The sequence below is a fragment of the Massilia sp. PAMC28688 genome (assembly GCF_019443445.1).
Classification (GTDB): Bacteria; Pseudomonadota; Gammaproteobacteria; order Burkholderiales; family Burkholderiaceae_D; genus Telluria_A.
On the sequence record NZ_CP080378.1, the window covers coordinates 1,144,611 to 1,154,592 of the forward strand.

At 64.6% G+C, this 9,982-nt stretch carries 7 protein-coding genes and 1 riboswitch; of the genes, 5 read left to right on the top strand and 2 right to left on the bottom strand.

The window, feature by feature from the left end:
* The first annotated feature begins 277 nt into the window (after positions 1-277).
* Positions 278-2,386, top strand: coding sequence for a TonB-dependent receptor (locus KY495_RS05065; protein ID WP_219882658.1), 2,109 nt, complete (start codon positions 278-280; stop codon positions 2,384-2,386).
* Positions 2,387-2,389: 3 nt separating this feature from the next.
* Here KY495_RS05065 and KY495_RS05070 read toward each other — a convergent pair whose 3' ends face one another.
* Complete coding sequence (locus tag KY495_RS05070) at positions 2,390-3,847, bottom strand: DUF3482 domain-containing protein (RefSeq protein WP_219882659.1); 1,458 nt, start codon at positions 3,845-3,847, stop codon at positions 2,390-2,392.
* On the bottom strand, positions 3,844-5,283 hold the full coding sequence (locus KY495_RS05075; RefSeq protein ID WP_219882660.1) for a DUF2868 domain-containing protein: 1,440 nt from the start codon (positions 5,281-5,283) through the stop codon (positions 3,844-3,846). Before KY495_RS05075 ends, KY495_RS05070 begins: the two co-directional genes overlap by 4 nt.
* Positions 5,284-5,425: 142 nt before the next feature.
* Here KY495_RS05075 and cobT point away from each other — a divergent pair, with 142 nt between their 5' ends.
* The 4 genes from cobT (at position 5,426) to KY495_RS05095 (ending at position 9,980) form a co-directional block, all read left to right on the top strand.
* Positions 5,426-6,460, top strand: coding sequence for a nicotinate-nucleotide--dimethylbenzimidazole phosphoribosyltransferase (cobT, locus tag KY495_RS05080; RefSeq protein WP_219882661.1), 1,035 nt, complete (start codon positions 5,426-5,428; stop codon positions 6,458-6,460).
* A gap of 2 nt (positions 6,461-6,462) precedes the next feature.
* Positions 6,463-7,230: an adenosylcobinamide-GDP ribazoletransferase gene (locus KY495_RS05085; RefSeq protein WP_219882662.1), complete on the top strand. Its 768-nt coding sequence runs from the start codon at positions 6,463-6,465 to the stop codon at positions 7,228-7,230.
* Between the two features lies 1 nt (position 7,231).
* Positions 7,232-7,771 carry a histidine phosphatase family protein gene (locus tag KY495_RS05090; RefSeq protein ID WP_219882663.1) on the top strand — a complete coding sequence of 180 codons (540 nt, stop codon included), beginning with the start codon at positions 7,232-7,234 and terminating at the stop codon, positions 7,769-7,771.
* Positions 7,766-7,985: riboswitch (cobalamin riboswitch) on the top strand. (Overlaps the previous gene by 6 nt.)
* 135 nt (positions 7,986-8,120) lie before the next feature.
* A complete protein-coding gene (locus tag KY495_RS05095) occupies positions 8,121-9,980 on the top strand; it encodes a TonB-dependent siderophore receptor (RefSeq protein ID WP_219882664.1) in 1,860 nt (619 codons plus the stop codon).
* Positions 9,981-9,982: the final 2 nt, after the last annotated feature.

Consider the following 9,982-nt stretch of genomic DNA (forward strand, 5'->3'; position numbering starts at 1 on the left):
GCAGAGAGGTGAGATTATGCAGCGTTTCGCGATTCTCGTCAACTCCCTTTTTTACTACAGCGTCGTTTTCGACACTCCCTGACAGCTTGCTAACTACTTGATTTCGTTAACGTTTCGTTCGGGGAGGCGAACTATAGCAAAGCCGCATCAGCGTTGGCAAGCCCTTTTTGTGAACGGGAATAAATTTCCCGCACGCTACTTATTAGCCATAAACAACGCGATTTCCCGAGGCCAGTTATATTGCGGCAGGCATGACATTTCTATATCCGGAGATCCAATGAAGCATTCGCTACGGCGCAACGTTATCGCTGCGATGGTCACATCAGCTGGCACACCCTTTATTGCGGCGCAGTCGCAGCCTGTTGATGTGGTCGTGATCACTGGCAGCCGCATCGAACACAGCAGCTTCGATCTGCCCGCCGCTATCGACGTGGTTGACGCCGCCCGCATCAACGCTGCCCAGATGCGGGTGAATGCCTCAGAAGCCCTGGCGGCAGTCCCTGGACTGGTTGCACAAAACCGTCAGAACTACGCCCAGGACCTGCAGATTTCATCACGCGGCTTCGGTGCCCGCTCCGCCTTTGGCGTGCGCGGCGTGCGACTGGTCGCAGATGGCATCCCGGCATCCATGCCCGATGGCCAAGGGCAGGCAGCCACTTTCAATCTGGATGCGGCAGAGCGCATCGAAGTGCTGCGCGGCCCGTTCTCCGCCATGTATGGCAATCACGCCGGGGGCACGGTCGTGTTGTTCACACGCGACGGCAAGGGCCGTCCCAGCGTGGACACCACGGTGTCCGGCGGCAGTTATGGCACGCGCAAGGCGGACATCCTGGCGCAGGGAGAATCCGAAGGTGTCGGCTACGTCATCGACACCTCGCGCTTTCAGACCGACGGCTACCGCGATCACAGCGCCGCAACACGCGACCAGTCATTCGCAAAGATCACGGTAAAGCCGTCGCCAACCAGCCGCATGACCGTTACCGCCAGCGCCCTGGTGCAGGACGACACCCAGGATCCGTTGGGCGTCACATGGGCCACGTACCAGCGCGACCGACGCGCCGGCGAGACCGACGCCAACGACACGGCCACACCAAAGCGCACGCTGGCCGAACGTTACAACACGCGCAAGAGCATCAATCACAAACAGGCCGGCGTTTCGTTCGACCAGCACTTTGGCGATGATCGACTGCGCTACATGATCTACGGCGGCAACCGGCAGGTAATCCAGTACCTGTCGATCCCGCGCTTCGTGCAGACAGCGGCCACCCAGTCCGGCGGCGTCATCGACTTTGACCGCGACTTCCATGGCGCGGACCTGAACTGGCTGCGCAAGGTGCCGCTCGCCGGCGGAACGCTCAGTACTACCATCGGCATCGATTATGGATACTCGCACGACGACCGGCAGGGTTACGAAAACTTCGTCGGCGCCCAACTGGGCCTCCTCGGCCGCCTGCGGCGCGACGAGGCTAATACGGTAAGGAGTCTCGATCCCTATTTGCAGGCCGAATGGCAAGGCGGTTCCTGGGTCCTGACGGCGGGCCTGCGTCACAGCCGCATGTCGGTCGGTGTGGCCGACCATTACCTGGCCAACGGCGACGACAGCGGCGAAGTGAACTTCCGCCACACGACGCCTCTGCTGGGAATCCTTTACAAGCTCACCCCCACGCTGAACGTCTACGCCAGCGCGGCGCGCGGCTTTGAAGCGCCCACCTTGAACGAACTATTCTATTCCGGCGCCGGCGCGGGCTTCAATTTCGGCCTGCGGCCGGCGAAGAGTGCACACCTTGAAGCGGGTATCAAAGCGTATGTGGGAGAGCGCAGCCGCGTCAACGCCGCCCTGTTTCAGGTCAGGACGAGCGACGAACTGGTGGTCGACATCTCCGGCGGCGGCCGCACCAGCTATCGCAATGCCAGCAAGACGCTGCGCCAGGGGGCAGAGCTTTCACTCGACAGCAACCTGGCCAAGGGTGTCAGCGCGCGCCTTGCCATGACGGTCATGCGCGCCGTGTTCGACGCGCCCTTTGCCGACGTAGTCAAAGACAATCGCTTGCCCGGTGTACCGAAAGCGAACCTGTTCGGCGAACTGGCATGGAACAACACCAGTGACACGCTGGGCGCTGCCATCGAGACTGTCGCCAGCAGCAAAATCTACGTTGACGACGCCAATGACGACACCCCGGCGCCGGGATACGCGGTCTTGAATGCGCGGGTGCAGGCCAGGCAGAACATGGGCCGCTGGCGCCTGAAGCAGTTCGTACGCCTGAACAACCTCACCGGCAAGCAGTATGTCGGCTCACTCATCGTGGGAGATGGTAACCGGCGCTATTACGAAGCGGCGCCCGGCCGCAACTGGCTCGCCGGCTTCAGCGCGCAGTACACCTTCTAGCATCTACAGCAGCACGCCCGGGTACAGCTTCGCCAGCGTGAGGCTGGTTACCCGGGTAAGCACATCTTCGAGCTGGAAGACTGCCTTGTCATCCCCCTGGCGCAGCTGCTGCCACAGGGCAGGCAGTCCAGCACCATGCAGCGCCACCGCAGCTTCGACTTCCGTCTGCCAGAAAGCCGGGGCCTCCCCTTCCACGAAGTTGCCGCGTCCGCGCCCGAAATGCGCCACCGCCAGGTAGCGCAGCACGGTGGCCACCAGCAGCGTCTGCAGGAACTCGTCGGCAAAGGCGACGGTGGTCTGATTGCGCTCGGTCCGGGTATTGAAGCCCCATGCGGCACCGGCCATCGTCAGCGCACCCACGATGCCGCCAAGGAGAGCGCCGGCGCCGAAGGTCAATCCTCCTGCCGCCAGGTCGGCCGACAGGCCCGTGGCCGCACCGGACACGATTGCACCGAGCAATCCCGCCTGTGCCTTGTTGACCGGCGCATTGACCTTGAAATTGTCACGCAGCCGAGCATTGATCTTGGGTGCGTCACCCGGGTCGAGCTGGTACAACTTGAGAATGCGCCGCGTGGTCTCGCCAATCTGCACGTTAAGACGCTCCACCAGCTCCGCCATCGCCTTCTCGTTGACCTTTTGCTGCGAGGCGCCGGACAGGCCCACCGCCTTCATGGCCGATTGCAGGAACGTTGGATCAGCGCCAGCTGCCACCGACTGCCTGTCGCCCGCTGCTGCCGCCAGCAGCTCGGCGCTGGCCTGCATCGACTCGGCGAAGCGCTGCTGGTTATTGGCCTGCCATACTGCCAGCAGCCGTGCGTAGCCGGCCTGGCTGTCAGGCTCGAGCAGCTTGCCGATCGCTTCGTAAAACACCCGTTCATGCACCCAGCAGCGGGCAAACGCATCCATGGCCAGCACGCTGCGCACGATGCCATACTGGTCCAGGTGCTCCTGCCAGCGCGCCTGCTCCGCTTGTTCCTCGGCCGCCGGGCGCGGTCGCCCCAGCTGATTGAGCAGGACCACGACCGGCTTACCGAGCCACTCCAGGATCTTCATTTCCGCCGGCAGGTAGCCGGCATCGCGCGGCGACTCCGACGAATTGACCAGGTACAGCACCACATCGGCCGATTCCTTGGCCGTGCGCAGGGCTTGCTGGCTGAGCCAGAACGGCTTGTCGCGATAGCGGTCAAAGACCTCGCGCAGGAACCAGCCGATCGGGTTGCCGGCCATGGCCAGGCGCCGCAACAGCCGCACCGAGTCGCCAAAGCCCGGGGTGTCCCACAGTTCCAGCACATCGCCCTGCTCCGTGCGCAGCAGTGTGTGCGACTCGGCCAGCACCGTCACGTGGGCGGCGTCGCGCACCTCGCCCACATCCATGCCCACCAGCGTGCGGGCCAGCGTGGTCTTGCCGTTATTGGTATGCGAGATCAGCGCAAACTGAATGGTGACGGGATTGTCGTTCATGGCGCCTTCGATACGGGCAACTGGTCCACGGGACGCTGCTGCGGGTGAATAAGATTGACAACGGTGACCGGTACCTTGTGATACTGGCAGAACTGCTGCCAGTGGGCCACGCGCTCGGCCAGCCGTTCCGGCTCGCTGCGTTCGGCCAGCGACGATTCATCGAGCAAGGCCGCCACACCGCGCCGGCTGGTGCGCACCAGATGATCGAGGAAAGCGCCGTGATTTTCCTTTTCCGGCGTGGCCGCAAGATTGAACAGCACGGCGGTAACGGCAATGTCAGGATCGTCCAGCCGCACTTCCTTGAGCGATTCAATCGCTTCCTCGCCATAGGGCGAAGGTGGCCGCAGCATCACGCGCGCCTGCTCGCCAAGCAGCATGGTGGCCACCTCGGAAAGGCCGCGGTCGCGCGCCTCGTCCACGGTGAAGCTGTAGGGCAGCACGCGCAGCACGGCCGGCACGCTGACGCCAGCCTGGCCGCCCAGCTTGCGGAAATACGGCTGCTCCAGGTCCAGCGGGAAGTGCGAAGCGAGGCGGCGCGCCTTCCAGTGGGCCACGGCCGCCAGCACCAGCCGCGGCAGCACCACCAGCAGGAACAGCGTGGCGCCGTACAAGTGCACCCAGCGCGCGCCACCCGACGGCGACTGCGCCTGGGAGAAGCGCAGCGCCTCGATCTCATCGAGCGTGAAGCCTTCGAGCGGGAACAGCGCCAGGGCCGGTGCAAACATGACCGACAGGATCTGGTGTACCTGGCCGGCGTCCAGAAACGTGCTTTCCCACCCTGCGCGGTACTCCGACAAGAAGCCACGCGCGTACAGCGACAGCATGGCGCCCAGCGCAAAAAAGGCGGCCGCCAGGTGCATGGCACGGGCCATGCGCGCACGATTAAGCGGGGCACTGAGTGCGGTCCATTGCGCGGTGAATTCGGCCAGACCCGATGACAGCGCATGCGGCAGCTTGCGTGGCAGCGAAGCGCCGCGCGACGTCACCCGGCGGCTCCAGCCCGTGGAGCGCGATGGCACGAACATCCAGATCAGCAAAATGACATACACCAGCAGATTCCAGCCGATGATGGCCAATAGCGGCGCGGACAGGAGGTCGACCCGGTGCGGATCGCTGATGCGGTCAAGCCCGGCACCCAGCAGCAAGGCCACGAACGGCAGCGCCAGCGACAGACCATGCAGGCCGCTGCGGCGCGCCAGGAAGGTGGACAGGGCCGGCGTGCGTTCGCGCAGCCGCTTGAGGATCTGTTCGGAGCGCTGCTGCAGGAAGTGTTCCGACGTGACCTCCGACTTGTTTTCGGCCGCCTGCCACTGCGCCAGCTCGCGCGCACTGCGGCTGGCGTACATGCGGTCATCCTCGCTGAGCACCTCGCATTTGGAGTCCATGGTTTCAATCGCCCGGACCAGCACCACGTCCCTTGCCACCTGTTCGTTCATGTTTTTCCTGTTCTTGTATGAAACGACAATATTGAAGGTCCAATTGTGCCGCACTTTGCCCCTGCGTGGCGATACACGGCCAATCGTGGCAGGCCCTGTGCTATCTTAGCGCGCGAAAACATTGCAACCAAAACACTAGATCATGATATTTCCTGACATCGCGCCGATCGCCAACCCGGACCTGTCCGGCAAACTGCAGCACGCCATTGACGTCAAGACCAAGCCGCCCGGCAGCTTGGGGACCCTGGAAACGCTGGCGCACCAGATTGGCCTGATCCAGCAGACGGTCGACGTGCGTATTGATTCACCGGCAATCATCGTGTTCGCCGCCGACCACGGCGTGACCGAAGAAGGCATCTCCGCGTTCCCCCAGAGCGTGACCTGGCAAATGGTGGAGAACTTCCTGGCAGGGGGCGCGGCCATCAACGTCTTTGCGCGCCAGAGCGGCTGCGCGCTCCAGGTGGTGGACGCCGGCGTCAATCATGATTTCGGACCGCGCGCCGGCCTGGGCGACCGCAAGGTCGGCAAGGGCACGGCCAACTTCGCCAACGGTGCCGCCATGACGGCCTCCGAATGCGCCACAGCCCTGGCGCGCGGCGCGGAGCTGGCGCAAGCGGTACCCGGCAATGTGCTGGGATTTGGCGAAATGGGCATTGGTAATACCACTGCCGCCGCAGCGCTGATGCACAAGCTGACAGGCGTGCCGGTGGCTGACTGCGTGGGTGCCGGTACCGGCTTGTCGCGCGAGGGCGTGCTGCACAAGCAGCGCGTGATCGAGGCGGCTGCCGCACGTCACGCAGGCGTGACCGAAGCACTGGATATCCTGGCCACCTTTGGTGGCTTTGAAATCGCCATGATGGCCGGCGCCATGCTGGGCGCGGCCGCGCAGCGCAAGATTGTGCTCATCGACGGTTTTATCGTCACCAGCGCCCTGCTGGTGGCAGCCAGGCTGCAGCCGGCGATCCTGGACTATTGCGTGTTCTCGCACTGCTCGGATGAACACGGGCACCGCCGCATGCTGGCCGAACTGGAAGCGAAGCCCTTGCTCAATCTTGGCCTGCGCCTGGGCGAAGGCACCGGCTGCGCGCTGGCCGTGCCGCTGCTGCGGGCAGCGGTCAACTTCATGCGCGAAATGGCCACCTTCGAGTCGGCCCAGGTCAGCGGAAAATCGGAATAAGCATGCACCAGCTGCGCCTGTTCTTCATTGCCCTGCAGTTTTTTACGCGCATACCGATTCCACGCTGGGTGGGATTCGAGCAGGCCTGGCTGCACCACGCGTCGCGCTATTTTCCGCTGGTGGGGCTGGTCGTGGGAGCTGTGGCAGCTACCGTGTACCTGGCTGCATCGCAGCTGTGGCCGGCGCCGGTGGCCGTGCTGCTGTCCAGCGCCGCCTCGATCTACCTGACCGGTGCCTTTCACGAGGATGGCTTTGCCGACATGTGTGACGGCTTTGGCGGTGGGCTGACGCGCGAGCGCGTCTTGGAGATCATGAAGGACTCGCGCATCGGCACCTACGGCGCCGTCGGCGCTGGCCTGCTGATCGCGCTCAAATGCACGCTGCTGGCGCACCTGCCTGTAGCGGCAGCGGTGGCCGCCCTGCTGGTGGCCCACCCGCTCTCGCGCCTGGCCGCGGCAAGCCTGATCTGGCGCCTGCAGTATGCGCGCGATGACGGCAAGGCCAAACCGCTGGCGCAGGAGATGAGCAGCGCCGAATTTTCCATAGCGCTGGCGTGCGCCATGCTGCCCCTGATCGCCGCCGGCACCCTGGGCTACCTTGCGTGGGCTACCCTCGCCGCATGCGTGGCGGCGGCAGCCGTCGTAGCCGCATGGCTGGGCATCAAGTGCGTGCGCCGCATTGGCGGCTACACGGGCGACTGCCTGGGCGCCGTGCAGCAGGTGAGCGAAGTGGCGATTTACCTGTGCATCGCTGCCAGCCTGGCTGACTGAATTGGAACTGCACCTGGTCCGCCACCCGGCACCGCTGGCCGCACCGGGCATGTGCTACGGCCGCACCGACGTCGCCGTCGCGCCGGAGGATACGGCGGCCGCAGTGGCACGGCTTCGTCCCCTGCTGCCGGTGGCGCCGCTGTTCACCAGTCCCCTGCAGCGCTGCGCCATGCTTGCACACTCCCTGAGCGGCCAGGCAATCGTTGACGCGCGCCTGTCGGAGATTGATTTTGGCAGCTGGGAGATGCGCCCCTGGGACAACATCGCCCGCGACGAAGTCGATGCCTGGGCCGCCGATGTGGTGCACTACCGCCCCGGCGGCGGGGAAAGCGTGCTGCAGATGGCGCAGCGGATCGCGCACTTCCATGACGCGCTGGTGCTGCAGCGAATCGAACGCGGCACCGTCATCTGCCATGCCGGCAGCATCCGCCTGCTGGCCGCCCGCCATCGCGGCCTGGACCCGCAAGCGATGGCGCTTCATGCAGCGGCCACGCCCCATGCCATCGCCTACGGCGAGATCGTCGTGCTGCCCGGTGTATAATTGATACGTTTTGGTGCCCGCGTACGTGTCCACGTGCGCAGTTAAACGGGAAACACGACGCCAGTCATGGCCAACGTGTGCTGCCCCCGCAACGGTAAGCAAGTGTCGTGCAGTCGACGACGATCCGCCTCACACAGCCACTGTGCATTCGCATGGGAAGGCGAGGCCGGACCACTTGCCAGCCCGGATACCGGCCAGGACAGGTGGAAGTGTGCGCACGGGGATGTTCGCAACGCAGCCTGGCCGTGTCTTCGTGCCGGTCGCGCCGTTGTCTTGTCTTCAGAGCGCATTTCTGTTCAATCTGGCCCACGGGGAAGTCGGCCGGTTGCTTACTTACTGAAGATTTGCCATGACCTTTCCTGTATCACCCCGCGCGTCCATGACCGCGCTCGCGCTAGCCATCGTATCCCCCTTTGCCCAGGCCGACATGGCCTCCGCGCCCATCGATGCCATTGTCATCACCGCGTCGCGCGTCCCCCAGGCTGCAGCCGACGTGCTGAGCGACCATGTGCTGCTCTCGGCCGACGACATTGCCCGCTCGGGCGCCACCAACGTGATCGACCTTCTGCAGCAGCAGCGCGGCATCGAAGTGGCGCGCAATGGCGGGCCTGGCACCAACGCATCCGTATTCTTGCGCGGGGGCGACTCCAAGCAGACCGTGGTGCTGGTCGATGGCGTGCGTATCGGATCGTCCACCACCGGCATTGCCAACTGGAGCGCCCTGCCCCTGGCCAATATCGACCGTATCGAAATCATCTACGGCCCCCTCGCCACCATGTACGGTGCCGATGCGATTGGCGGCGTGATCCAGGTATTCACCCGCCGTGGCGCGGGCGAGCCACGCCTGGCGGCCGGCATCAGCGCAGGCAGCGAGAAACACCGCGCCATGGACGCGTCCATCCACGGCGGCACCGGCCGCATGCATTTTGCCGTCACCGCCGCGCACGATGAGGAGGAAGGATTCTCGGCCACCGTCCCAGGGCAGTTCTCGTATAACCCGGATAATGACGGCTACGCGAAAACCAGCGCCAGCGCGCAGGCGGGCTACAGGTTCGATGAGCGCCATGAAGCAGGCCTGCTGTTCATGGCAAGCCGCATGGACGCCCAATATGATGCAGGCGCCGGCAGCTTTGACGCCCGCAGCGAGCAGGAATTGAACAACGTGGCGCTGTACACGCGCCACCAGTTCACGCCGGTGTGGCAGCTGCGACTGCAGGCGGCACGTGCCGACGACAAGGCGCGCACCTTCGCCAACCCGTCTGCCACCGGTATCAGCAGCGTCGATACGCGCCAGACCCTGTACAGTGCCCAGAATGACATTGCGCTCGGCCGCGACCTGCTGCAGGTGTTGCTGGAACGCCGGGAAGAGGACGTCGTGGCCAGCTCCACGGCGGGCCTCACGCGCGGACGCACCACCAATTCGGGCGCGGTGTCGTACTCGCTCAGGCGAGGTGCGCACATTGCCACCGCCAGCGCGCGACTGGACGACAGCTCCCAGTATGGTTCGAAGAGCACGGGCGGCCTGGGCTACGGCTACCGCATCACGCCTCACCTGCGCGCCAACGCGAGCATCGGCAGCAGCTTCCGTGCGCCGACCTTCAATGAGTTGTACTTCCCGCGCTATGGGATTGCCAGCAACCGCCCTGAAACCGGGCGCAATGCGGAGGCAGGCCTGGCGTACAACGGCGGCGCAGTGGAAGCGTCGACAGTCTATTACCGCAACCGCCTCACGGACCTGCTGGTCAATGCCCCGCGCTGTCCAATCGAAGTGGCCACCCATCCCTTTGGCTGCGCCTATAACATCAACGAAGCGACGCTCTCGGGTCTTTCCATGGGTGCGCGCGCGACGCTGGGCCGGGTGGACCTGCGCGGCACGGTCGATTTCCAGAATCCGCGCGATGACACCACCGGCAAGCAGCTGGTGCGCCGTGCGCGCCGCCATGGCAACCTGTCGGCCGAATATGCGGGAGCCACTTTCTCGGTGGGCGCCTCCCTGCACGCTTCGGGCAAACGCTTCGATGACCTGGCCAATCGCACGGTGCTGGGCGGCTATGGTGTACTCAACGTGCACGCCAGCTGGCGCTTTGCCCCTGACTGGAGTGCCTTCATCCGCGCCAACAATGTCACCGGCAAGCGCTATGAACTGGCCAGGGGTTATGCTACCGCCGGATCACAGGTTTTTGCCGGCCTCCGGTACGGCACCCGTTAAGG